Genomic DNA, 24,412 nt, shown 5'->3' on the forward strand with positions numbered 1-24,412 from the left:
AATTTAATTGCAGTCAAAGCGTTTGGGTGAGATTAGTTACGTGATTTAAATACTAAAGTTAGCAAATAAATCGCAGACAGAAAGTCTTACAGTACTTTTGTTTTCTTACCAACTCCATCCAAAACCAGTGGTAAAAATGTAATCTACTTCTTTACCAGCTTCAACAGGTTTGTTGTCGTAGTTTAAGGTAAAGCCAGCTCTAATATAAAAATCTTTTAAAACGAAATCATCGTATTTTGCATCGAACCTAAAGTCGGTTCTAAAACGACCAGATTCAACAGAATCATCAGCAATAATAGTTGGATATAAATTGAGATTAGCGATCAAATTTATATCGCCAATATCATATAGGTTTAACGATGTTCCTAAATAGCCTTCCATAGAATTTCGATCTGGGATCTGTGAAGATAAATCGTTATTAGAATTTAGAACTGATGAATGAGTTTCACTAGTGTATGCTGCACCAACTGCAATAAGCCAGTACAAAGCATTGCTTCTTTTTACAAATTTACCTAAACCTAGTTTTGCTGAGGTCCTTAAATCTAAAGACTGTTCTGTGTTGGAAAGAAAGGTTAAATCTACTCCTAGATTCCAATCTTTAGGAAGGAAATACCTATAGCCAAGGCCTCCATCAATTCTTCGTATTCGATCAACATCATCCTGATTTGTAACTAAGGTATTGTAATATAGGTTTGTGGACCACCTGTCTGCTAAATAGTCTATTCTCAAATTACTATTCAATTGCCTCTGATTATTGGCTTTGGTAAGTGAAAAACCAAAATCTATATTTGCTGATAAACGGCTTAAAAACCCTCTGTCTACACTATTAATGTTTACAATGTCATCTTGATTAACGGTAAGGTCTTCACCCTCTTCATTGTCTATAAATATCTTTCCAGGTGCCTCACTTTTGAAACTACCGTTAATTCTACTTCCATTGGTTAGTGTAATTAAATAGCGCTGAAATGTGGTAACTTCTAGTATTTCTTCCCATTTAATTTTAAAGTCAACATCTGAGTAGGGAGGTTCTATTGTTACAATACCTCTGTCCATATTTTTTAAGTCTCCTACAATGATATCATTGTTTTTTAATTTTAAGATATCGTTTTGGCCAAAAGTCATGCATTGAATGCCAAAACATAAAAAAAGTAAAACGTAAAACTTATTCATGTAATTAAAAAATAAAGGTTACAGTATAATCAAAAAAATAGTTGGAACGTGTTTGTGTATGCTTTGTTGCTTTGGTTTAGTGTAAATTTAGCAAATAAAAACTGAATAGAAAATCCGCGAGGATTTTCGTAAGTTGGCTAAAAGAAAGCAATAAAATATACACGTTGTTGTAGCACGTTTTTATTTATGCTACACTTAATATATTTATCATTCCTCCAATGATTATTAAAATTACCATTGTCAAATAAATTCGTTTGTTGGATATTTTCCCGTTCATTAATTTTATTCCAAAGTATATGTTTGTAATACTTAAGATAATATTTATGAATATTACCCAATTTGGATATATAAAAGCAAAAAGTATATCTGTATAATGATATCTGTAATAAAGCAATATCATTTTATAAATCCAGTAAACAGATAAAATTATTTGAATTAAACCTAAAACTACATTAACCTTTTTTTTCATTTAACAGACTTAATATCATCTTCAGTTCCAAATTTTCCGTCAGAACCAGCAGATGTGATTAAAAATCCGTTTCCATTTTCGATAGTCTTAAATTCATATTCTCGATTCCAAGCGTCTTTTTTCCAATCTTGTCTTAAAGGGCTGTTTCCGATTAATTCATTTAGTTCCGTTGGATATTTTCCTAAATTTTTATTCCAATTTTCCATTCTGTCGCTCATTTCCGATATTTCTTTTTTCGTTTTTTCAGGAAATACAGATTTTCTTTGATAAGTAAAAAGCAGAATAGCACTTAAACTTCCAATGACTAAAACAGAAATAAACATCAATGCACTTGGTTGTATAAAATATTTTTGAATTGGTCTTTTAATTCCGTCTTCTTTTTCCTTTTTAGTTATTCGTTTTTGATGTTTATAATCTTCACGAATTAATCCAAATTCAGCTAAAGTCGAAAGTATTAATTCTATCATTTAATTCGTTTCTCAAATGTGCTACAACATATTATATCTTCATAAAAGTACTCTTTTTTCATTAAATTTTATGGGATAACGTTACTTTTTTATGACCATTATCTGAAGATGAAATTCGTTGTAAATCAATATCATTGTATTTTGTAGTAAGTAAGATTGAGGTCTGTTATTTCAAAATTTATGGTGATACATTTTTCATTTTAAAAATAAATATAAAATGATTTTTGCATTGCTATTGAAATTCCATGATGTTTTATGTCTGAAAATTATATAGTTGTTATGAACAAAAATAAACCCCTTGTGTATTTAAAAAAGTAGTGTTTTTAGGGTTTAAGTTTAGGGCTGTGCCATTGTAAGTAGTTGCAGTAAGGCCTAATTCTTGAAATATGCAAACGGTAGCTGCAAAATCCCAAAGGCTACCACCACCTTTTTCTAGTTTCGTAGGTTTAAGTAAAAGTGCAGGGCTGTTTTCGGCAACTAAGATGGCATTTAGCACTGCACCACCTCCTGATATTGTTTGATACTCTTTTAATGCTAAAGCTTGCACCTTGGTTTGAATGTGCTTTTTGATGACCTCCTTTTGTGGAGTATCCGCTAAAGTTTTATCGGTAATATAGGTTAGTTTGTTATTGGGTTTGTTTAGTAACCAAGGCTTTCTGTTTTTAAAAGTGCCAATGCCATGAATACCTGCATAAAGGTTGTTAGTACTTGGGTCGAACACAATTCCGATTACAGGTTTACCCTCTTTTGAAACTAAAGCAATAGACACTGAAAAACCAGGATGATTGTTTATAAATGCTAAGGTGCCATCTAAAGGATCTACGCACCAAAAATAGTCGTTGGTAAATCTACTTTGATCATCTTCGGTTTCTTCACTCAAAATGCCCAATTGAAATTGGTTGCATGTTGGTTCTAAATAAGTACGAATTATCTTTTCGCACTCCAAATCTAAAGCTGTGGCTACTTGAGAGGCTAAGGTATTGCCTCCTTCTTTTTGCTGAACTTTTAAGCTAGTTCTATCGAACTTTTGGATGGCCTCACCAGCTTTTAAAGCCGCTTTTGTGGCAATATCTGCAAGTGCTTTAAGATCCATAATTCAGTTGTTTGATTACTTCTTGCGTAACGCGCTCACTGTAAGAATTTATTTTCCAATGACCAGGACTCCATCCTTTTAAAAAACGATGAAAATCTGCCCAAGCTACAGGGTACAAAGCACGCCATTCTTTTTCTAAGGCTTTGTGTTCTTTGCCTAAAGTTTTGTGTAAATGTTTAAAATAGGTATCTAAAATTTGTGATTCTAAACGCTCGCATTCTTTTTCAGACAAACAACTTCCTATAAAATAAGCAATGTCTTTCATACCACAACCAGCACCTACATATTGAAAATCGACACCAGCCACTTCATCAAAATCAGAAAAACAAAAATTGGCCAATTTAGCATCACCATGCACAAAAGTTTTAAAGGTACATTGGTTTAATTTTTCATCAATTTTATGAGCGGCTGTTTTTAAATTTTCATCTTGTAAGGCCGCTAATTCTTGGGGTCTTGTTGCCAAATGCCAATAGGTGCCTGTATCCCATAAACCTTGAGGGTCTTTGCCTAAATAAGAGGCATGAAACTTGGCTAGCCATGCTAAACAATTGGCAATACCTTGCCAAGAAAGGCTTTGCTTTCTATGGTTATAGCCAGCTGAATCTAAATCTTCTAAAAGGATACAAACTTCATCTTTTTGAGTAGTGATGCCATAACACTTAGGCAATCTAGCATAGGCATTTGAGGCATACTTTCTATACCAATGTGTTTCTACTTGATACGATTTTAGCTTACGCTGATGGCCTATTTCGCTATTCCAACCTCTAGGATGACGATCCTGCTGAGGCAATTGTATGTTTTTAACCACCACACTTTTAATATCAGAACCTTGCAAAGCAATGCGTTTAATTTGGCCATAGCCACTCCAAAGCGATTGGATGACCTCTTTTTCTTGTAGAGAGGTTGCCTTTGTTTGTTGTAGGATAAAAGATTGGAAGTGATGGTTCATAAAAAAGTAGCACTAAAGGGTTTTAGCGCTTTTTATAATTTTCCTATAATTCCTTTAAATAATGCAATCATTTTTGGTTCTGCTTCACCAGCAATGGCGATGATTTCAGCAATATCTACAGGTTGTAGGTTTTTAGGATCACATTCATCTGTTAATACAGAAATGGCTGCACAAGGTAGGTTTAATTGCTTGGCAACAATTACTTCTGGCACAGTACTCATACCTACTGCATCTACCTCTAAAATTTGAAGCATTCTGTATTCTGCTCTTGTTTCTAATTGAGGGCCTAAAACACTGGCATAGGTTCCATTATGTAACTGAATATTTTGTTCTGTGGCAATTAAATTTATTTGGGTGTTAATGGCTTTTGAATAAGGTTCTAACATATCAGCAAAAATGTTTCCAAACTCATTAGCACCTTTAAAGGCTAGTGGAGAACTACCTTGTAAATTGATATGGTCTTCAATTAGCATTAAATCGCCTTTGTTATAGTCTAGATTTATAGCACCTGCTGCATTAGAAATCAATAAATTTTGAATGCCCAATCCATGTAGTGTACGAATGCCATAAGTAACCTCCCAAGGTGTGTAGCCTTCATACAAATGAAAACGACCAGACATCACCACAACTTTTTTACCTGATAAGGTTCCGTATATAATTCTACCTGAATGAAATTCTACAGTAGCTAATGGGAAATTAGGGATATCTGAATAAGCGACTTCAATACTAATTTCAATCTCGTCTACCAATTTACCTAAGCCTGTACCTAAAACAATACCAACTTCTGGGTTGTCAATGCCTTTTGCTTTTAAAAATTGTATGGTTTCTTGTAACTGTGCTGCTTTCATAATAGCTATCGAATTGTTTGTTTTTTAATTTTTATTTAGAATAAAACGATTCATAATTTCTGGTATAGATTCTATATCCTCATACAAATCAATATCGTTTTTTATTGCTAATAGTTTAACGTTTTGTGATTTTAAATCTGCTAAAGTATCTGCTCTAACAGTGGAAGTACCCCATTCTTTGTTGTGAAATACAGACGTATGTAAAGTTTTCATGCCCAATAAATAATACCCACCATCTTCTGCAGGACCAAGTACTACATCATGTTGGTCTAATGTTTCGAAAGCATAATCGATGTTTTTAGAAGATAAATCATACAAATCACTACCTACAATAAGTACTTTTTCATAACCGGCTTTAAATCCTTGCTCAAAAGCATGTTGCATTCTATGGCCTAAATCTGCTCCTTTTTGTTGGTGTTTTTGAAATAGAGCAGCATCCCAAATGTCATTTTCTCTAACTTTAACTGAATAGTAAACTGCTTTATCTGCTGCTACTTGAATGGCTTCATCTCTTGTTCTTTCTAATAAGAACTTATAAATATCAAGTGCAGTTTCATCGCCCACTGTTTTGGCTAAACGTGTTTTAGCTTTACCCAATTCTGGATTTCTTGTAAAAATGAGTAGTAGGTTTTTATTCATGAATTTTTTGTGCTTTTAGAGGGTAGAACTTAATACACTTTTTTTCCCTTCTGAAGCCATTTGCTCCAAGTCTTGTTAAACGTGTGTACTTTTTCTGTGTCATTGCCCAAAGTGTCCACAACTTTAAAATTGGCGTTTTTCCATTCAAAAATGCCACCATATAAATTGTAAACGTTGGTATAGCCCTCTTGCATTAATTTGTACGCTACAGTTTCAGAGCGAATGCCTAAAGAGCAGTATACCACTATTTTTGCATTTTTATCTTTGGGTAATTTGGGTAGGGTTTCGTTGATTTTAAAATCATCATATCCCACTCGAATGGCGTTTTTTAAATGACTTACATTGTATTCTTTTTGATCTCTTGCATCTAATAAAATAGCATCAGTTTGTGGCAAGGCCAAAGTTTCTACAGACATGTAGGGCACATTTCTCTTGTTCCATTTTTCTAGTAACTTGTCTAATTTATGTTGCCCAAAAGTAGCTGTACTAATAAATAGTAGTAAAAAAGCAATTCTTTTCATGATGATTATAATTGTATTCCAAAACCTTGCAAGCCACTTTCTATGGCAGGCAAAATTTCTGTATTGTCCCAAATGCCAGTAACTATGGTTCTTGAATACTCTTCTGGTAACAAACCATTTTGCATTAATTTACTGGTTAATTTATAATTGTAATTTAAGGTTTTATGTGTAAAAGACAAAGTATTCTGTGTATCATCTAAAATGGCATACCAAACAGAAGGATTACCATCATTTGCTGGCATACCAATAACACCAGGATTTAACCATAAGTTATTTTCTTTTTGATGATAAAAGGGTAAACCACAATGACCAGCAATAATTACATCACTTTCTGTGGCCTTAAAATTTGGTTGTTTTGTTGCCCAAGGTGTAGATTTAAATATAAATTCTGACACATTAAAATACGAACCATGCACCACACTAACTTTTTGATTGGCATACTTAAAGTTGATGTAATTGGGTAATGTTTTTAGAAAAGCTAACGAGTTTTCAGAAAGTTTGCTTTGTGCATAAGGATACCACAATTGCGAAAATCCATCGCATCTTGAGCCTTCTCTAAAATCGCAACCACAATCTGCAGCATTTTCTCGTAATTGTATTTCTACGTTTCCCACAATACTTTTTGCGCCCCATAATTTAAAGAGTTGTACTGTTTCTTCTGGTTGAGCACAATAGCCTACAATATCTCCTGTACAAATGCAGTTTTCTGGTGCAATACCTTCTTGTTCTGCAACTTGCTTTAAGGCCTCTAGGGCTTGTAAATTGCTATACACACCACCAAAAACAAGTAGTTTTCCTGATTTCTGACCTAATTTTTCTGTTATCTGATCCATTTTGGAATAAAATATAAAATGATACAACTGCTAATGCCCCAAAGATTAACCCACAATAAACTGGCATACTTGCCTTCAGTAAAAATGAGTGATTCAGGAAAAACATCAAACACTAAAAGGATGCCAAAAACCAAGCCAGCACCTACAGATAGGTAAAAACTAATTTTAGGAACGTTCTGTTTCCAGAAAATAAAGATAGGTGTTAACCCAATTACCATGGTTCCTGATATGGTGGTTGCTGATAAAATTTCTGCATTTAAAAAAACAGGAATTGTACCTAAAATGGCTACTGCAACCATGGCCAATCGTCCAAAAGAAACGGATTTCCCTAAGTTTAAATCTACTGTCAATAATTTAGAAAATGATGAAAATGTTGAGTCTAAGGTAGAGGCTGCAGAGGTAATCATTATAAAATTAATTACTAATAACAACACTACACCAAAAGCTTTACCTACAGCAACTGCAGCTTGTCCATCTAAACCTTGCGTTTGTGCATAAATACCAATAAAACTAAAAAAGATGATACAGAAAGCACCTAAAATACTTGCCCAAAGAAAACTTTTACGCGTTACTTTTGGGCTGCTTATAAATCCGCGATCTGTAAGAACAGGGTCGTGAAAAGGATAACTAAAGGATTGTAAAAGTGCTGCAAAAAACAAATTGAGCCCCAATTCAAAACTCCAAGTTCCTGAATTTAGAATTTCTTTTGAGGAAAAATCTTCGGTATGAAATAACATAGCTAATATTACAATGAGTAAAACTGCGAACAATACCATTTGAAGAACATCAGTAAAAATAGAACTACTTAAGCCACCTTTTAAGGCATAGCTTAAGGTTAAACCTGTAAAAATTAATATAGACCAATAGTATGAGGCACTGCCAACATCACCAAAATAGTTACCAATAACCATGGTATTGCTCCAAACTTCGTTAAACAATCGAAATGCGATAAGCAATGAGAAAATGGCTACAGCTTGTTTCCCAAATTTAGAATTTAGAAAATGATGAATGCTTGTAAAATTACCTTGTGTTCTTAATTGATAAATGATAACGCCTGCTACAGCAAAAGATAGGTAATACCCAGCATAAGCAACACCACCCACTAAACCAAATGCCAAGCCTAAATTGGCTGCATTGGTTATGCTTTTTGCAAAAATCCATGAAATGATTAAGCTACCTGTTAACACTAAGGTGCTAGGTGCTTTCTTTTTATGAACTGCTTTAAAGAATTCATCTGTAGTTTTTGCGAGTGGTGATAGAAAGAACAAGATGATACTTGAACAAATTACCAACGCCCATTGCCAATTAATTACATCCATATTATTCGTTCCACCAAACGTTTACATCTAAACTATTGCCATTTGTTGCAGCTTCAGCTACACTGTAATTTTCTTGATTTAAAGTTGCAGCTTCAGCAGGATAAGGCATTCTAACAGGAATTAATCCATTATTTAAACTTGCAGAAACAGCCTTAAGTGCAGGAAAACCTGTTCTTCTATATTCTATCCAACCTTCATAACCTTGAATGATAGAAGCTATCCATTTTTGGGTTATAATTTGCGCTAAAGGAGTTGTACCTGCAGCATTATAATTGGCATTACCTACTAAATAATTGCTTGGCAAAGCAGTATTCCAGTAATCAAAAGCTTGTGCTACACCCTCATTGTAAAGAGTTTCTGCATTGGCAGTAATCAATCCTTTTTCTGCAGCTTCTGCCAATAAGAAACTAGTTTCCCAAGCAGTCATAAGATTGGCATCTAAAGTAGAGGTGTCTTCTCTAAATGTAGTGCCTGATAGCGAATAATCTGCTAAAGCAATTGAGGTTGTAGAAGAGTTAATTCCGTTTATTAAACCGTTAAATTCGTTGGAAGTTGCGTTTGCAAAAGGTCTAAAAAAGGTGGCTATTCTAGCATCATCTAAATCTAGCAGAATTTCTTCCATGGTTTCAGAAAGCACAAAGTTGTTGAAATCTCCAACTCTTAATTGCGCCAATCTAAAACTGTTTGGTTCTGAATTTGTAAAATCGAATACAGCATTATCATTATTATTGGTAATATAATTGCCTTGAGTATAGATGCTTTGCAGCTGAGCAGCAACATCTACTTTTTTAGAAATACGAATGAGGTATTTGATTTTTAAGGAGTTGGCAAACTGAATCCAAGATTGCAAGTTTCCGTCAAATAAGATATCACCCTCTAAACCAATAGAACCATTGTAGGCGTTTATGGCTGCAATACCTTTATCTAAATTGTCTAAAATTCCGTTTTCATTTTGATAGATGTCTTCTTGCAAATCATACTTAGGGGTTACAGTACCTTCTACACCATTAAAGGCTTCAAAGTAAGGAACATCTCCAAATAAATCTGTTAAACCAGCAGCCATATAAGCTTTTAAAATTAAGGTAGGACCCTCATACACAGCAAAAGCATCTGTAGTTCTACTTTGGTTTAGTATAATTTCATTATCACGTAAATTGGTGTAAAAAATAGACCAAGGATTACCACCCAATTGCGGACTTTTTAAATCGTGTCTGTCAAATAAATTAAAATCTAAGGCAGTTCTGTGCTGCCCTAACAAATCGCCTGCAACAAAACCTTCGTAACTCATTTGTTCACCAAAATCATAAATAACCTGTCTTAATAACAAACTAGGTTGCACAGCCACAGGTGCATTAGGATTGGTATTGATTTCTTCAAAATCTTTGGTACAGCCTGTAATAGCTGCAATGAATATTGTAATGATGACTATATATTTTTTCATGTTTTCTTATTTTAAGAATTCTTACGCTAGTAAGAACTAGAAATTAAACCCTAATTTAAACCCTAAACTTCTGCTATTGGCATAACTCATATCTTCTACACCACTTACAAAACCATTGCCTTGTACAGCCAATTGTTCTGGATCGAAATGTGGGTTTTCTGTAAGCACAAAAAGGTTGTTGCCTATAAATGAAAAACTCATGCTAGAGGTATCTTTTAAGCCTAAAAAACCTTCTTCTAAATTTAAAACATAGCCTATAGAAACTTGACGAAGTTTTAAGAAAGATGCATCATACACATTGTTTTCTTCATGGTTTCTATCGTAAAATTGTCTGTAATAGCTTTCTGCAGTTACAGCAACTGTGTTGGGCAGACCTGTATTTACATTTACACCTTGAGCAACAATACCTGCATCTGGTCTAAAAGCGGTTTCTGCTAATTGACCACCTACATTACCTAAAGCTCTTGTTCTCGATACAATTTCTCCTCCTTGTCTCCAATCGAACAAGAAACTTGCGTTCCAGTTTTTATAACGAAACGAGTTGTTCCAACCTAAGGTAAAATCTGGATTGTAGTTTCCAATTTTTATTAAATCGTTATTGGCTATATATCTACCATTATCATCTAAGAGAAATTCACCCTCTGCATTTTTTTCATAACCTGTACCATACATGTCACCTATTTGACCACCTTCTTCTACTTGAAACCAAACTGTTTGATTGGCACTGTTGTAAATTCTGCTATAGGCTAGGGTTAAACGTCCATCATTTTGAGGTAAATCTTTAATTACAGATTTGTTACTTGCAAAGTTAAAAGTGGTGTTCCAAGTAAAGTTTTCGGTTTGTATTGGTGTACCTCCTAAAATAATTTCTACACCAGTGGTATTTACTTTTCCGCCATTAATAACTTGTTGATTGTATCCTGAAGAAATAGGAATTGGCAAAGAAATAATTTGATCTTTTGTGGTGGCATTGTAATAGGTAAAGTCAATATTTAGTCGATCTTTAAAGAAACGCAAATCTGCACCCAATTCATAAGAAGTGGTAATTTCTGGCCTTAGATTTGAATTTGGAATAAAGTCTTGATTGCTAAAGGTGGGTTGCCCATTAAAAGGCGTTTGTGACACGAATGCACCAGAAGTTTGGTAAGGATTGGTATCATTACCCACTTGAGCAATACTTGCTCTTAGCTTTGCAAAGGAAATAGCCGAAGGCAATTCTGTATAATTAGAAAGAATGAAACTAGAAGATACAGAAGGGTAAAAGAAGGATGTACCATCTATAGAAAAAGGTGTGGCTAATGCACTAGACCAATCGTTTCTGCCTGTAATGTCTACGAACAAAAAGTCTTTGTAACCAAATTTAGCGATACCATATAAAGAGTTGATTCTCTTTTTAGACGTAAATTCAAAAACCTCTAAAGGAGATGCTGCATTGTTTAAGCTAAAAATACCAGGCTGAGCCAAATTGGTAGTTTGTGTTTGTTTTGTACTTGCATTTTGGTCTAATCGATTACCACCAAAAGAAACATCAAAAGAAACATCACCAAAGGTATTGTTGTAATTTACTAAAAAATCGGTATTAACCTCTCTGTAAAAAACATCGTGTTCTGCATAGGCACCATTTTTAAAACGATTGCTACTAAAGTTTCGTTTTAGTTCTCTCTTTTCTGATGAATAATCCATTCCTGATCGAAGAGAAACACTTAAATTATCTGTAAATTGATGTTTTACAGCAATCTTTCCAAAAACACGATCTCTATTGAAAGCATTCGTATTTTCTTTTAAAATAAAAAACGGATTATCAAAAAATGTGTAATTGAAAGAGTATTGCTGCACTCCTTCTAAACCAGGTTGCCAATAATCGCGTAAACTATCAATATTTAAAGATCTTGGCCCCCAAGCAACTAATGAATAGTTTGCATTTTCGCTACCATAACCATTTGCAGGTCTGTTGTCTGAACTTGAATTTATATAGTTTACAGAACTTGTAATTCTTGTTTTTTCTGAAGGATTGAAATTCAACTTTAAAGCAGCCGTTTTTCGCTCTAAGTTCACACCAGGAATAATAGATTCGCTATCCAAATCTGTGATAGATAATCTGTAAGAACCTCTTTCAAAACTATCGTTAATAGCGATATTATTAATGGTGGTTACTCCTGTTTGATAAAAGTCTTTTAAATTATCTGGGTTTGATTGAAAAAGAGTAGGAGTGATAGTGTTGCCTGAATATAAAGAGGTATCTCCACCTCTTACAACAGTGCCATCAGCTAACGTTACAGGCGAATCGAATTGTGCAATTAAGTTGCCTGCATCTAATCTTGGCCCCCAAGAATAGGTAATGTTATCATTAACTCCACCTCCTAAACCATCTACATATTCAAAATTTCCTGAATTTCCTTGGCCAAATTCGTTTTGAAAATCTGGTAAACGAAAGGCAGAATCAAATGTAATAGAAGAATTAATGCTTACCCCTAAACCTTGTTTTTTACTACCATCTTTTGTGTTAATTACAATTACACCATTAGAAGCACGAGTACCATACAAAGCTGCAGCACTTGGCCCTTTTAAAACTGTAACAGATTCAATATCATCAGGATTTACTTCCATAGCTCCATTACCAAAATCAATTTCTTGAAAACCAGCAGCTGCTTCGTTGGTAAAATTAAAAACAGAGTTGTTGTTAATTGGTGTACCATCTACCACAAAAAGCGGATTATTATTTGAGAAAGAAGCTTCTCCACGAATGGTAATTTTAGAAGAAGAACCTACACCTGTAGCTCCTTGTGAAATAGTAACACCTGCCAATTTACCAGCTAAGTTATCTAGAAAGTTTACAGTTTTTACGCTGGTAACTTCTTTTGATTTTAGTTCTTGAACTACATAACCCAGTTCTTTTGTTTTTCTATTTAAACCTAAGGCTGTTACCACAATTTCATCTAAATTGGTTTCAATTTCTTCTAATTGAACATTGATGATTCTTTGAGTACCTATAGTTATTTTTTGTGTTTTGTATCCTAAATAGGAAAAGGTTAATACTTGATTGTTATCAGTTACAAAAATGGTATACGATCCATTTATGTCTGAAGTTGTTCCGTTTTCTGATGAGGTAGCTATGGCCACAGAAGGAATACCCATTCCAGAAATTTTATCGGTAACTGTACCCGATATTTTAATTTGTGAAAAACTGATGCTAGATGCCAACAGTAAAATCCACATAAAAATGTGTTTCATTACGTAGTAATTTTGTGTAAAAGAATTTTGATTGAGGTGTTGCTAAGGCAACAAAAACGAACTAAACAGCAAGGTTAGGAGAACCTTTATTATAGTATAAAGGTTGCAGAAAAGAGTCAATACTTTTTTCTAGATGATAAAAAGTAACTTTTTTAAAAATGAAAAGCTTTTTTAAAATTAGAAGTACATCTTTATTAATATAAAAACGACTCTCTAAAATTGTGGCAATATCTTCTTGTGCATCTAAATCGTTCAAAAGCTCTAAATAAGCAATAGAACTATTACTGCTAGCAGAAAGTTTAGAAATGTAAGCGTTTAACAACTTCGTTTGCCAAGGTAATTTTACAAAAGCTTTTTTATTGAAATGTGCTTTTTTGATTCCCATTAAGTAAAAACCACCATCTTTAGAAGGCCCTAAAACTAAATTGTTATGTTCTAGCTGATGAGCAGCTTTAAGAATATGGCTTGTTTTTAAATGAGGAGTATCATTACCAATGGTAATTACATTCTGATATCCTTTCTTAAAAACTGAAGCTATTGCATTAGAAAAACGCTCACCAAAATTAGCGCCAACTTGATTTTTTTCAGAAAAATGGAAATAGGTAATTCCAGATTTTTTAACCTTCTTTAAAGTGTCTTTATTTAATGCAGCAATAGCATCAGCAGAAAGAAACGATTTTCTTTCAGCATCTTTTTCAGCTGAATTTGCAAAAATTAATATGGCAGTATTTTGAATCAAATAGTTTTATTTTCTCTTTTGGGGGAGAAATTAGAATCTTAAATTATGCAACTACACCTTGACAACTACTACCTGCACCTGCAGTACAACCATAGCAATGTTGGTTTATAATAATGTTTCTGTCTTGTAACAATTCTTCATTATATTCAGAAACGTGCTTTACTTTATTGGCTACTTTTAAATTTAGCATCTGGTTAAAATCACAGTCATACAACCAACCATCCCAACTAATAGATAATGTATTTGTACACATTACATTCTCTACAGCTGCAGGATTATAGGCGTCTACTAAAGCATACATATAATCTTCATAATTGTCTGAAGCAATTAAATAATCTAAAAATCTACTGATTGGTAAATTTGTGATGGCAAACAAACTATGAAAATCGATATTGAATTCCTCTTTTAAGGCTTTCTTAAAATCGTTTTCTAAAGCTTGTTGATCTCCAGGTAAAAATGCTCCTGAAGGATTGTAAACCAAGTCTAATTTTAAATCAGAACCAGGCATACCATAACCAACAGCATTTAGTTCTTGCAATGCTTTGATTGATTTATCAAAAACACCATCACCTCTTTGTTTGTCAGTTTTTCCACGAGTCCAATGAGGCATTGAAGAAACCACATGTACATTATGTTTTTTAAAGAATTCAGGTAAATCGTAATATTTTTTATTGGCTCTAATAATGGTTAAATTAGAACGCACAATGAAATCTTTAATTCCGGCTTTAGATGCCTCTTCTACAAACCATCTAAAATTAGGATTCATTTCAGGGGCACCACCAGTTAAATCTAAAGTATGGGCTTCTGTTTTTTTAATAATATCCAAACATTGCTGCATGGTTTCTACAGTCATAATTTCCTTTCTGTCTGGCCCTGCATCTACATGACAGTGCTCACAAACTTGGTTACACATGTAGCCTAAGTTAATTTGAAGAATTTCTAATTTTTTTGGACGTAAAGGAAATTGATTGGTTTCTTTTATTTTTTTTGCAAAGGTTGGCAACTCACCATCTGCGAAAATTCCGTTTGAAAGAATTTCCATTTGACGAGAGGTATTTGCGATGTCGTTATTTCTTGCTTTTAATGATTTTGTAGCCATATGTATGCTGAAGTTATCTCAGAATCTTTTTTAGGTTATTTACTTTATGTACGCAGAAAATGGTTTTGTGGTTTTTTAAGCCCCATCACTTTTTAGTGAATCACTTACATTTCTAGTTTATTCACCTTGTTCATCATTTGAACACCATGCACCAAAGTTGCTCCACTTTTAATAGCAGCACCTACATGAATGGCTTCCATCATTTCTGGTTTGGTAATGCCTCGTTGTAAACCATCTTTAGTATAGGCATCTATGCAATAAGGGCATTGCTCTGTATGTGCAACAGCCAAGGCTATTAGCGATTTTTCACGAGCAGTTAAGGCACCTTCTTCAAAAACTTTTCCATAATAATCAAAAAACTTATTTCCTAGTTCTTCACTCCATTCTGTTATTTTGCCAAATTTTCTCAAATCAGCAGCATCGTAATATGTTTTAGACATAAATTGAATTTGTTTTATAAAAAAATATGAAAGATAGTAATTATTTACTGTTCAATCTCCAATCGTATTTCAAATAAGAGATTTTTGCTTTTGGATTAATTGCTGTGTTGGCATATTTATTTAAGTAATCGATTACACTACCATTTTTTGTAAAATCGTCTTTAAACCAATCAAAAATAGAAGAAATTTGAACTTTCTTTTTTCCTAATTTGTTTCGAGATGAATCGTTCACAAATTCTTTCATTAGTTCTTCTAATTCACTATCAATATTTACAGCAGTAAAGGCTTTATTTAAGATTTTTGGACAAGAAATAGATGCACAGTTTACACCAACATGAATTCTTGGGTCAAAGTATTTTTTTCTTAAAATAGTATGCTCTATCTCATCTAGAGTATAGGTTTCTCCACCAACTTTTGCAAACGGAATTTTCCATGCAGTTTTGCCATCCTTCTTAATATCCATTATCGATTTTAAAGGATAATTTTTTAAAATAAGTTTTATGGTATAAGCATTGTAAGCATTAATCCAAAAGGCTTTTAATTGATTTTCTGACCACGAATTATCTGGAATAGTACTTTCTAAATGTGATAAATAGTTGTCTAACTGTGCCTCATCTGCTTTAAAGGCATCATAGTTTACAAACCCTTCTGTGCTAACATGTTTTTCTAGTAAGTTTGAAAATATTGATGTTTGTGCATTTACCTGAGTACTAAAAACAAGGGCAAAAAATAGAAAAGATAATTGTTTCATGATAGATTGGTTTCTCTTTTAGACGAGCAATTTTTTAGAACTTTACAAAAAGATTAGTCTAAAATTTCCTCGTTTATTTTTAATCGGAATCGTTTTCTAAATGCATAAACAGCCAAGTATAAAAACGGAGTATCTAAAGCTGCAATGATTATTTTAAAAAGCACACCACTTAATAATAATCCCCAGAATTTATTCCATTCAATAATTTCAAAAGAACAAAGCAATAAAAGAACAGTCATGGTATCTATAAACTGAGAAGAAAATGTAGAGAAATTATTTCTCAGCCAAAGGTGTTTCCCATTTGTAAGTTTTTTCCAAAAATGATACACTCTAATATCTATAAACTGTGCAAATAAATAGGCCAGCATAGAAGCCAATACAGCTAAAGGTGCTGCACCAAAAACTTCTACAAACGTGGTGTCATCTACCTTAGACCAAGAAGTTGCAGGTACTTCTTTAGATACATATATAATGAGTAATGAAAAGAAAGAAGCAAAAATACCAGCAATAACAACTTCATTTGCTTTACGTTTACCATAAATTTCCGATAAAATATCTGTGATTAAAAAGGTGATTGGGTAGGGCAAAAGGCCTACAGAAACTTCAAATAATTTTACATCAAAGACTTCTAGTTGAAAAGGATACCAGTAAAAAAATTTTTGAAAAATTAAGTTAGAGGTCACCAAAGAAGCTATAAAAAGTGCTGCTAGAATGAGGTAAATTCGGTCTGCAGCCTGTTTGTCTTTTTTATTCATACAAACGAAGTTACAAATTTTGTTTGAAGTTCAAGAGGCAAAATGTACAGAGAAGAACAAAGATGAAGCTTCAACTAAATTTCATTATTTTTGTCGCTTTAAAATTTAGAAAAGAATTCAACTTATAAAAAACTTACAATGAAAGCATATATTTTTCCAGGACAAGGAGCACAATTTCCAGGAATGGGTTTAGACTTATACGAAAACTCAGGCTTGGCTAAAGAAATGTTTGAGAAAGCCAATGATATTTTAGGGTTTTCGATAACGGATGTTATGTTTACTGGAACACCAGAAGAATTAAAAGAAACTAAAGTAACACAGCCTGCCATATTTTTACATTCGGTTATTTTAGCAAAAGTGTTGGGTGATGATTTTCAGCCAGAAATGGTTGCTGGGCATTCTTTAGGAGAATTATCTGCATTGGTTGCAAATGGTGTACTTTCTTTTGAGGATGGTTTGCGCTTAGTATCTAAAAGAGCTTTGGCTATGCAAAAAGCTTGTGAAGATGTACCATCTACTATGGCTGCAGTTTTAGGTTTAGAAGATGCTGTTGTAGAAGAAACCTGTGCTGCTATTGAAGAAGGAGTGGTAGTTGCAGCAAATTACAACTGCCCAGGTCAATTGGTGATTTCTGGAGATATTGAAGCTGTTAAAAAAGCATGTGAAGTATTAACTGAGAAAGGCGCAAGAAGAGCATTATTGTTGCCTGTTGGTGGTGCATTTCATTCGCCTTTAATGGAGCCAGCTAGAGAAGAGTTAGCAGCTGCAATAGAAAATACAACATTCAATAAACCTGTTTGTCCTGTGTATCAAAATGTGGCAGCAATGGCTATAACAGATGCAGCTACAATTAAAAGTAATTTAATTGCACAATTAACGGCGCCTGTGAAATGGACACAATGTATACAAGCTATGGTTGCTGATGGAGGAACTGAATTTATAGAAGTTGGACCAGGAAAAGTTTTACAAGGATTAATGCGTAAAATAGATAGAAGTGTTACTGCAAGTGGTGCTTCTTTGTAGAAATTTAAACCCTTGTTTTTCCTTTTTAACGTATAATTTTCCTTTTGATGTAGTTTAAGTTGCTCAAAACGTGGGTTGTTCTTTTATTTACAGCAACCAATTAAAACCAAACAAGATGAAAAACAAAATGAACAAAGTAGTAGGCTTTTTTATAGTAACATTTGTAATTCTTTTTACAAGTTGTAATGATGATTCAAATGATTATGGAGCACCATTAACTATAGATGAAAAAGTAGCTGTTTTAGAAAAGCAAGAATGGTTGCTTAAAGATTTTGAGGATAGGGTAATGTATACGTTTTCAAACGGAGAAAGATTTACTTACTATGCTGTAGATAATGAGTTTACAAGTGAAGCGATTCCAGGTACTGTAGATTATACCATTTCAGGTGATCTTTTAACCATGGATTTCCATTTTGGAAATGTAAAAACGTATGAAGTTGAATTTACCTGTAACAATAGCATTGTTAATTTTTATGCTGATGGAATTATACAACTAACCTTATATGAAAGAGGTTCAGACTACCTAAATTGTATTTAAACATAAAATATTGATTATTAAAAAAGGCTTTCAAAATTAATTGAAAGCCTTTTTTAATATAAGAGAAAACGTTTTATTTCTTTATTTTTTCTTGACGCTTGTTTAAAAGAACAGGTTCTCCATAACCCAACTCCTTCATTCTATCTAATTGAGTTTCTGCATCACCAACAACCAACCAAATCATTTTATTTGGATTCACATATTTGTTGGCTAAAGCTTTGATTTGCTCTTTAGTCATGTTGTTTACAACAGCCTCTCTGTCTTTTACATAATCAGATTCCCAGCCATATTCACTCATGTTCGATAACATGTTTAATTTTGCTCTAGAAGTTTCAAAAGCCCTTGCATTACTTTTAATTAAAAAGCTTTTTGTAGTTTCTAAATCTTTATCAGAAAATGTTTCTGGATAGTCTTCTAATATTTGTTTTACAGCTTGCGCAGATTCTAAAGTTACATTACTTCTAACTCCACTAGAAATAGTAAAAGCACCTTTTGCATTAGAACCAGAAAAACCAGATCTAATTCCATATGTATATCCTTTACCTTCTCTTAATTCTTGGGTTAATCTAGAAGCAAAACCACCACCACCTAAAATGTAATTCATAACAGTTGCAGGATAAAAATCTTCATCTGTTGCAGCCAAAGCAGGAGCACCAAATTGTAAAACTGATTGTTTTGCATTTGGAATATCATAAAAATATACAGTTGGTTCAGTAGGTGCATCTGGTGTTTTGTATTCAGGTATAGTTACCTCTTTTGCCAGCCAATTATCATTTAAATCTTGTAAAGATGAAGTTACTTGTGCTTCTGAAATATCACCAACTACCAACATTTTAGCTACAGAAGGAGAAATGTTGGTATTATAAAAATTCTTTACATCTTCTAGGGTAATATTGCTTACAGAGGCTGTGCTTCCTAAATTATTTTTTGCACGCATGTTGTCTTTACCATAAATCAACTCATTATACGTATTTCTAGCTACTGCATTTGGGCTAGCTTCTTGCTGACGTAAACGAGCTATTGTGGCCTTCTTTAATAAATCGAATTCATTACTATCAAACCTTGGTTCTAATAGCATTTCTTTTACTAGAGCTAATGTTTTATCGTAATTTTTAGCTAGAGTAGTTGCACTTATTGTAATGTTTTCTGTGCCTGAATATACGTTGATAGAGGCACCCAACTCTTGAATAGCCTCTTCCAATTCTGTTACTGTTTTATTGGCTGTACCTTTTTCTAACAAACTTGCAGTTAAATTGGCCAAACCTAATTTATCCATAGATTCTAATAACTGACCTCCTTTAATAGATAAATTAAAACGCACTAAAGGCACTTCATCATTTTCTATTCCGTATATTTTTAAGCCATTTTCTAAGTTAGCTTTGTATACATCAGGCACTGCCAAAGAAGGCGTTTCTCCATAATCTGGTTCTATACTTCTGTCAAAAGAAGAAGGTGTTTTTTCATAATTTGCAGCAATTTTAGGGTCGAATTTTTCTTCTGCACCAATAACAATTTTCTCTTCAACTACATCTGCCAAATCAGACCCTGATAATGCTAAATCTGCTTGATTTCTTGGTACAAAGCTAGTTGCAATAAAATTTTGTTCTTTAATATACTTGTTATACACATCCATTACATCTTCTGCAGTAACAGCTAAAGTGCTGTTGATGTCTTGAGTTACAAAACCAGGATTACCAGTATAGGTGTTGTAGGAAGCTAAGCCAGTACCTTTACCTAAAACACTAGATAAACTGCCATAAAAACGAGTTTCTTGTCCTGCTTTAATTCTATTTAAATCTTTTTCAGAAATCCCTTCTTCTTCAAATTTTGCAAAAGCTTTTTCAATTCCTTCTTTTACTTCATCTAACTTTACTCCGTTAAAAGCCCTTACAATTAGTTGTGTTTGACCTGCTAATTCAGAAGTGTAATTGTACATGGTTGTGTTTGATGTTAATTTTAAATCATCAATTAAAACCTGATTGAAAGGTGCATTTTTACCATTGGTTAAATATTGTGTTAATACCTCTAAAGCATAAGAATCTTTGTGGTATTGAGCAACACTAGGCCAAGCCATAGTAAGTTGAGGTACTCTCGCAAAATTATCTTCATAATACAACAATTTAGTTTCGGCTACTTTACCTGGTCTTTTAGCTAGTGGTTCAATTTCTTCACCTCTAGGAATTTCATCAAAATATTTCTTTACCCATTTTGTAGCTTGCTCAATGTCGATATCACCAGATAAAACTAAGGTAGAATTGTTGGGTACGTACCACTTTCTAAAAAATGTTTTTACATCTTCTAAAGTCGCATTTTGCAAATCTTCTAAAGAGCCAATAACTTGCCAGTTGTAAGGATGATCTTTTGGATATAGGTTTTTATCAATCACATATTGATTATGTCCATAAGGTCTGTTGTCTATGCTTTGTCTTTTTTCATTTTTAACCACTTGCTTTTCTTTCGCTAAAACAGGATCTGTTACAGTATTAATAAAATACCCTAATTTATCAGCCTCAGCCCAAATCATTTTTTCTAGAGCATCTTTTGGCACGGTTTGTAGGTAATTTGTTCTATCTCTAGAGGTAGAACCGTTAGCACCTGAACCACCAATTCTTGCACTCATTTTATCTAAACCACCTTTTCCTAAATTTTCTGATTCTAAAAAAAGTAAGTGTTCAAACAAGTGTGCAAAACCTGTTCTGCCTTCAATTTCTCTGGCAGAACCTACATGAACCATCAACTCTACAGCCACAACAGGGTCTGATTTGTCGATATGAAAAACAACGTCTAAGCCATTGTCTAGTTCAATTTTTTTATAATTTACACTTAACTCTTTTGTTTTTTCTTCAGAAGGCGTTTTACAGCCAACTAAACCAACAGTTACTAATAAAGCAATAAAAATTTTTTTCATTTTGGATGGATTTATCTGGCTAATTTACAAAATGATTGTAAGAGTAGAATTGTTAAAATTCGAATTTATTCTTTCATAGAATAAACGTAAATTTGCACCCTTAAATAGAGAATAGATGCAATACAATCATCAAGAAATAGAGAAGAATTGGCAAAAATATTGGGCAGAAAACCAAACCTTTAAAGCTTCTAATACTTCAGATTTACCTAAGTATTATGTGTTAGATATGTTTCCTTATCCTTCAGGAGCAGGGTTACATGTTGGGCATCCTTTAGGGTATATTGCTAGTGATATTTATGCACGTTACAAACGTCATAAAGGGTTTAATGTATTGCATCCACAAGGTTATGATTCTTTTGGTTTGCCTGCAGAACAGTATGCAATTCAAACTGGGCAACATCCTGCAAAAACTACAGAAGAGAATATTAAAACATATAGAAGACAATTAGATCAAATTGGTTTTTCTTTTGATTGGAGTAGAGAAGTACGTACTTCAAATCCTGAATATTACAAATGGACACAGTGGATTTTTATTCAGCTATTTAATTCTTGGTACAACAAAGAATCAGATAAAGCAGAAGATATTTCTGCCTTGATTTCAATTTTCGAAAAAGAAGGTAATACAACTGTAAACGCAGTTTGTGATGATGAGGTTATTTCTTTTTCAGCAGAAGAATGGAGCGCTTTTTCAGTAACCAAAAAAGAAGAAATATTATTGCAATATCGTTTAACTTTTTTGTCGGATACAGAAGTAAATTGGTGTCCTGCTTTAGGAACTGTTTTAGCCAATGACGAAATTGTAAACGGAGTTTCAGAACGTGGAGGTCATGCTGTGGTTCGTAAAAAAATGACACAATGGTCTATGCGAATTTCTGCATACGCACAACGTTTGTTGGATGGTTTAAACACTATTGATTGGCCACAACCTTTAAAAGATTCGCAAACCAATTGGATTGGACGTTCTCAAGGAGCAATGGTTTCATTCAAAATTGATGGTTTTGAAGATAGTATTTCCGTTTTTACAACACGTCCTGACACTATTTTTGGAGTTAGTTTTATGACTTTAGCTCCAGAACATGAGTTGGTGTCTAAAATTACAACTGATGCTCAAAAAGAAGCAGTTGCATCTTATGTAGAAGCAACAGCCAAACGTTCTGAACGTGATAGAATGGCTGATGTAAAAACAATTTCAGGTGCGTTTACGGGAGCTTATGCAATTCATCCTTTTTCTGGTGAAAAGGTTCAAATTTGGATTGGTGATTACGTGTTAGCATCTTATGGTACAGGAGCTGTAATGGCTGTACCTTGTGGAGATCAACGTGATTATGATTTTGCAAAGCATTTTGATATTCCTATTCCTAATATTTTTGAAGGCGTAGATATTTCTGAAGCTGCTCACGCAGATAAAGAAGGAACTGTAATTGCAAATTCAGACTTTTTATCAGGCTTAAAATATAAGAAAGCCTTAAAATTAGCCATTTACGAAATGGAAAAAAGAGGCTTTGGTTATGGTAAAATAAATTACAGATTACGTGATGCTGTGTTTAGCAGACAACGTTATTGGGGTGAGCCATTTCCTGTATATTACAAAGACGGAATGCCGCAAATGATTGATGCAAAGCACTTGCCAATTGTGTTACCAGAAGTAGAAAAATATTTACCTACTGAAGATGGAAAACCACCTTTAGGAAATGCAGAAGTTTGGGCTTGGAATACAAAAACGAATGAAGTTGTTGCTAACGAGTTGATTGATAATGAAACTGTTTTTCCATTAGAGTTGAACACAATGCCTGGTTGGGCTGGTAGTTCGTATTACTTTAATAGATATATGGATCCGAATAATGATAGCGAAATTGCATCTAAGGCAAATTTAGCCTATTGGCAGAATATCGATTTATATATAGGAGGTTCAGAACATGCAACAGGTCATTTATTATACGCACGTTTTTGGCAAAAGTTTTTATTTGATAGAGGTGTGTTGCCTGTAAATGAATTTGCGAAAAAGTTAATTAATCAAGGAATGATTTTGGGAACAAGTGCTTTTGTTTACAAAGCAGATGTTTTTGTAAAATCGGGTTGTTCCGTAAGCAGTTCTTTTGATGATATAAAAGCTAAAATTCCGTTGATATTTGTTTCTAAAGAATTGTTTTCAAATGCAGATGAGTTCGAAAATATAGTATTGGAATATTTATTGGATAAGAAAATTATAAATCAGCAAGAATCAGAATTATTAACGATTATAAAAAGTGGAATACATTCAGATGTCTCGTTTGTAAATGCTTCTGATGAATTAGATACTGAAGCTTTTAAAAATTGGAGAGCAGAGTTTAAAAATGCTCAATTCATTTTAAATGATGGTACATATAAAGTAGGGCGTGAAGTAGAAAAAATGTCTAAATCAAAATACAATGTTGTAAATCCTGATGATATTGTTGCAGAATATGGTGCAGATGCCTTACGTTTATTCGAGATGTTTTTAGGGCCTTTAGAACAAACCAAACCTTGGAAAACTTCTGGTATTTCTGGAGTTTCATCATTCTTGAAAAAATTATGGAAACTATATTTTAATGGAGAACAATTTGAAGTTTCTGAGGAAGCTGCTACTAAAGACGAATTAAAAACATTACATAAAACCATTAAGAAGGTAGAAGATGATATCGAAAATTTTTCTTTCAATACATCAGTATCTACTTTTATGATTGCCGTAAATGAATTGACAGCTCTAAAATGCAATAAAAGAGAAATCTTAGAGCCATTATTGATTTTATTATCACCATATGCACCACATATTACAGAAGAGTTGTGGAATAAGTTAGGGCATTCAAGTTCAATTTCAACAGCTCCTTTTCCTGTTTTTGAACCAAAACATTTGGTAGAAAGTACAAAGAACTATCCTATTTCATTTAATGGTAAAATGCGTTTTACATTAGAATTGTCTTTAGATTTATCTAAAGAAGAAATAGAAAAAACGGTAATGGCTCACGAAAAAACTCAGGCACAATTACAAGGTAGAACACCTAAAAAAGTAATAATTGTACCAGGTAAAATTGTAAATATTGTAGGTTAATTATTGTAATTTACAATTTCAATTGTTTAAGAAGTTAAAGTCATTATGTTCGCATAATGACTTTCTTTTTACTTTGATTTTTCATTTATAATAACATACTTTTGATAAAACT

20 protein-coding genes are annotated in these 24,412 nt (G+C 33.2%); 3 read left to right on the forward strand and 17 right to left on the reverse strand.

Translation table 11 applies throughout. The features are described 5' to 3' along the window. Positions 1-105: 105 nt before the first annotated feature. The 16 genes from V7R38_RS06250 to V7R38_RS06325 form a co-directional block, all read right to left on the reverse strand. Positions 106-1,170, reverse strand: coding sequence for a DUF481 domain-containing protein (locus tag V7R38_RS06250; RefSeq protein WP_334056739.1), 1,065 nt, complete (start codon positions 1,168-1,170; stop codon positions 106-108). A gap of 465 nt (positions 1,171-1,635) precedes the next feature. Continuing rightward, on the reverse strand, positions 1,636-2,106 hold the full coding sequence (locus tag V7R38_RS06255) for a type II secretion system protein GspG (protein ID WP_334056741.1): 471 nt from the start codon (positions 2,104-2,106) through the stop codon (positions 1,636-1,638). A 277-nt stretch (positions 2,107-2,383) separates the two neighbouring features. Further along, on the reverse strand, positions 2,384-3,199 hold the full coding sequence (locus tag V7R38_RS06260) for a 3'(2'),5'-bisphosphate nucleotidase CysQ family protein (RefSeq protein ID WP_334056743.1): 816 nt from the start codon (positions 3,197-3,199) through the stop codon (positions 2,384-2,386). Then, positions 3,189-4,148: an oxidoreductase family protein gene (locus V7R38_RS06265; protein ID WP_334056744.1), complete on the reverse strand. Its 960-nt coding sequence runs from the start codon at positions 4,146-4,148 to the stop codon at positions 3,189-3,191. The genes V7R38_RS06260 and V7R38_RS06265 overlap by 11 nt, the downstream gene beginning before the upstream one ends. A gap of 32 nt (positions 4,149-4,180) precedes the next feature. Then, positions 4,181-4,996 carry a purine-nucleoside phosphorylase gene (locus V7R38_RS06270; protein WP_334056745.1) on the reverse strand — a complete coding sequence of 272 codons (816 nt, stop codon included), beginning with the start codon at positions 4,994-4,996 and terminating at the stop codon, positions 4,181-4,183. Between the two features lie 24 nt (positions 4,997-5,020). Then, positions 5,021-5,635, reverse strand: a complete 615-nt coding sequence (locus tag V7R38_RS06275) for a TIGR04282 family arsenosugar biosynthesis glycosyltransferase (protein ID WP_334056747.1) — start codon at positions 5,633-5,635, stop codon at positions 5,021-5,023. 29 nt (positions 5,636-5,664) lie between these two features. After that, positions 5,665-6,156: a rhodanese-like domain-containing protein gene (locus V7R38_RS06280; RefSeq protein ID WP_015481130.1), complete on the reverse strand. Its 492-nt coding sequence runs from the start codon at positions 6,154-6,156 to the stop codon at positions 5,665-5,667. A 5-nt stretch (positions 6,157-6,161) separates the two neighbouring features. Beyond that, positions 6,162-6,989: a metallophosphoesterase family protein gene (locus V7R38_RS06285; RefSeq protein ID WP_334056750.1), complete on the reverse strand. Its 828-nt coding sequence runs from the start codon at positions 6,987-6,989 to the stop codon at positions 6,162-6,164. After that, complete coding sequence (locus tag V7R38_RS06290; RefSeq protein ID WP_334056752.1) at positions 6,977-8,308, reverse strand: sodium:solute symporter family transporter; 1,332 nt, start codon at positions 8,306-8,308, stop codon at positions 6,977-6,979. Before V7R38_RS06290 ends, V7R38_RS06285 begins: the two co-directional genes overlap by 13 nt. 1 nt (position 8,309) lies before the next feature. Then, a complete protein-coding gene (locus V7R38_RS06295) occupies positions 8,310-9,749 on the reverse strand; it encodes a SusD/RagB family nutrient-binding outer membrane lipoprotein (protein WP_334056754.1) in 1,440 nt (479 codons plus the stop codon). Positions 9,750-9,785: 36 nt separating this feature from the next. Further along, positions 9,786-12,980 carry a SusC/RagA family TonB-linked outer membrane protein gene (locus V7R38_RS06300; RefSeq protein ID WP_334056756.1) on the reverse strand — a complete coding sequence of 1,065 codons (3,195 nt, stop codon included), beginning with the start codon at positions 12,978-12,980 and terminating at the stop codon, positions 9,786-9,788. Between the two features lie 61 nt (positions 12,981-13,041). Beyond that, positions 13,042-13,719: a TIGR04282 family arsenosugar biosynthesis glycosyltransferase gene (locus V7R38_RS06305; RefSeq protein ID WP_334056757.1), complete on the reverse strand. Its 678-nt coding sequence runs from the start codon at positions 13,717-13,719 to the stop codon at positions 13,042-13,044. A 43-nt stretch (positions 13,720-13,762) separates the two neighbouring features. Further along, positions 13,763-14,818 (reverse strand): arsenosugar biosynthesis radical SAM (seleno)protein ArsS, encoded by a 1,056-nt coding sequence (gene arsS / locus V7R38_RS06310; RefSeq protein WP_334056759.1) that lies wholly within the window; start codon positions 14,816-14,818, stop codon positions 13,763-13,765. A 104-nt stretch (positions 14,819-14,922) separates the two neighbouring features. After that, positions 14,923-15,258, reverse strand: coding sequence for an arsenosugar biosynthesis-associated peroxidase-like protein (locus tag V7R38_RS06315; protein WP_015481123.1), 336 nt, complete (start codon positions 15,256-15,258; stop codon positions 14,923-14,925). Positions 15,259-15,298: 40 nt separating this feature from the next. Further along, the gene (locus tag V7R38_RS06320; protein ID WP_334056762.1) at positions 15,299-16,009 is read right to left on the reverse strand and encodes a DUF547 domain-containing protein; all 711 of its coding nucleotides are present in this window, start codon (positions 16,007-16,009) and stop codon (positions 15,299-15,301) included. 53 nt (positions 16,010-16,062) lie between these two features. Next, entirely contained in the window at positions 16,063-16,764 is a 702-nt protein-coding gene (locus V7R38_RS06325) for a queuosine precursor transporter (RefSeq protein ID WP_334056764.1), read from the reverse strand. A gap of 138 nt (positions 16,765-16,902) precedes the next feature. On the opposite strand from V7R38_RS06325, the gene fabD reads away from it, so the two are divergent. Together fabD and V7R38_RS06335 are read left to right on the forward strand one after the other, a co-directional pair. Then, positions 16,903-17,787, forward strand: a complete 885-nt coding sequence (gene fabD / locus V7R38_RS06330; protein WP_334056766.1) for an ACP S-malonyltransferase — start codon at positions 16,903-16,905, stop codon at positions 17,785-17,787. 115 nt (positions 17,788-17,902) lie between these two features. Continuing rightward, positions 17,903-18,325, forward strand: a complete 423-nt coding sequence (locus tag V7R38_RS06335) for a hypothetical protein (protein ID WP_334056768.1) — start codon at positions 17,903-17,905, stop codon at positions 18,323-18,325. 73 nt (positions 18,326-18,398) lie between these two features. On the opposite strand, the gene V7R38_RS06340 is transcribed toward V7R38_RS06335, so the two are convergent. Next, complete coding sequence (locus V7R38_RS06340) at positions 18,399-21,233, reverse strand: M16 family metallopeptidase (protein WP_334056770.1); 2,835 nt, start codon at positions 21,231-21,233, stop codon at positions 18,399-18,401. 115 nt (positions 21,234-21,348) lie between these two features. On the opposite strand from V7R38_RS06340, the gene V7R38_RS06345 reads away from it, so the two are divergent. Then, on the forward strand, positions 21,349-24,300 hold the full coding sequence (locus V7R38_RS06345; protein ID WP_334056773.1) for a leucine--tRNA ligase: 2,952 nt from the start codon (positions 21,349-21,351) through the stop codon (positions 24,298-24,300). Positions 24,301-24,412 lie beyond the last annotated feature (112 nt).

It is taken from the genome of Polaribacter sp. P097, assembly GCF_036864555.1.
Lineage (GTDB): Bacteria > Bacteroidota > Bacteroidia > Flavobacteriales > Flavobacteriaceae > Polaribacter.

Coding starts and splice junctions, on each gene's coding strand:
- V7R38_RS06315 (WP_015481123.1), bottom strand. CDS start 15,258: ATGTCTAAAACATATTACGATGCTGCTGATTTGAGAAAATTTGGCAAA.
- V7R38_RS06295 (WP_334056754.1), bottom strand. CDS start 9,749: ATGAAAAAATATATAGTCATCATTACAATATTCATTGCAGCTATTACA.
- V7R38_RS06345 (WP_334056773.1), top strand. CDS start 21,349: ATGCAATACAATCATCAAGAAATAGAGAAGAATTGGCAAAAATATTGG.
- V7R38_RS06255 (WP_334056741.1), bottom strand. CDS start 2,106: ATGATAGAATTAATACTTTCGACTTTAGCTGAATTTGGATTAATTCGT.
- V7R38_RS06290 (WP_334056752.1), bottom strand. CDS start 8,308: ATGGATGTAATTAATTGGCAATGGGCGTTGGTAATTTGTTCAAGTATC.
- arsS (WP_334056759.1), bottom strand. CDS start 14,818: ATGGCTACAAAATCATTAAAAGCAAGAAATAACGACATCGCAAATACC.
- V7R38_RS06250 (WP_334056739.1), bottom strand. CDS start 1,170: ATGAATAAGTTTTACGTTTTACTTTTTTTATGTTTTGGCATTCAATGC.
- fabD (WP_334056766.1), top strand. CDS start 16,903: ATGAAAGCATATATTTTTCCAGGACAAGGAGCACAATTTCCAGGAATG.
- V7R38_RS06260 (WP_334056743.1), bottom strand. CDS start 3,199: ATGGATCTTAAAGCACTTGCAGATATTGCCACAAAAGCGGCTTTAAAA.
- V7R38_RS06320 (WP_334056762.1), bottom strand. CDS start 16,009: ATGAAACAATTATCTTTTCTATTTTTTGCCCTTGTTTTTAGTACTCAG.
- V7R38_RS06275 (WP_334056747.1), bottom strand. CDS start 5,635: ATGAATAAAAACCTACTACTCATTTTTACAAGAAATCCAGAATTGGGT.
- V7R38_RS06285 (WP_334056750.1), bottom strand. CDS start 6,989: ATGGATCAGATAACAGAAAAATTAGGTCAGAAATCAGGAAAACTACTT.
- V7R38_RS06300 (WP_334056756.1), bottom strand. CDS start 12,980: ATGAAACACATTTTTATGTGGATTTTACTGTTGGCATCTAGCATCAGT.
- V7R38_RS06265 (WP_334056744.1), bottom strand. CDS start 4,148: ATGAACCATCACTTCCAATCTTTTATCCTACAACAAACAAAGGCAACC.
- V7R38_RS06280 (WP_015481130.1), bottom strand. CDS start 6,156: ATGAAAAGAATTGCTTTTTTACTACTATTTATTAGTACAGCTACTTTT.
- V7R38_RS06340 (WP_334056770.1), bottom strand. CDS start 21,233: ATGAAAAAAATTTTTATTGCTTTATTAGTAACTGTTGGTTTAGTTGGC.
- V7R38_RS06325 (WP_334056764.1), bottom strand. CDS start 16,764: ATGAATAAAAAAGACAAACAGGCTGCAGACCGAATTTACCTCATTCTA.
- V7R38_RS06335 (WP_334056768.1), top strand. CDS start 17,903: ATGAAAAACAAAATGAACAAAGTAGTAGGCTTTTTTATAGTAACATTT.
- V7R38_RS06270 (WP_334056745.1), bottom strand. CDS start 4,996: ATGAAAGCAGCACAGTTACAAGAAACCATACAATTTTTAAAAGCAAAA.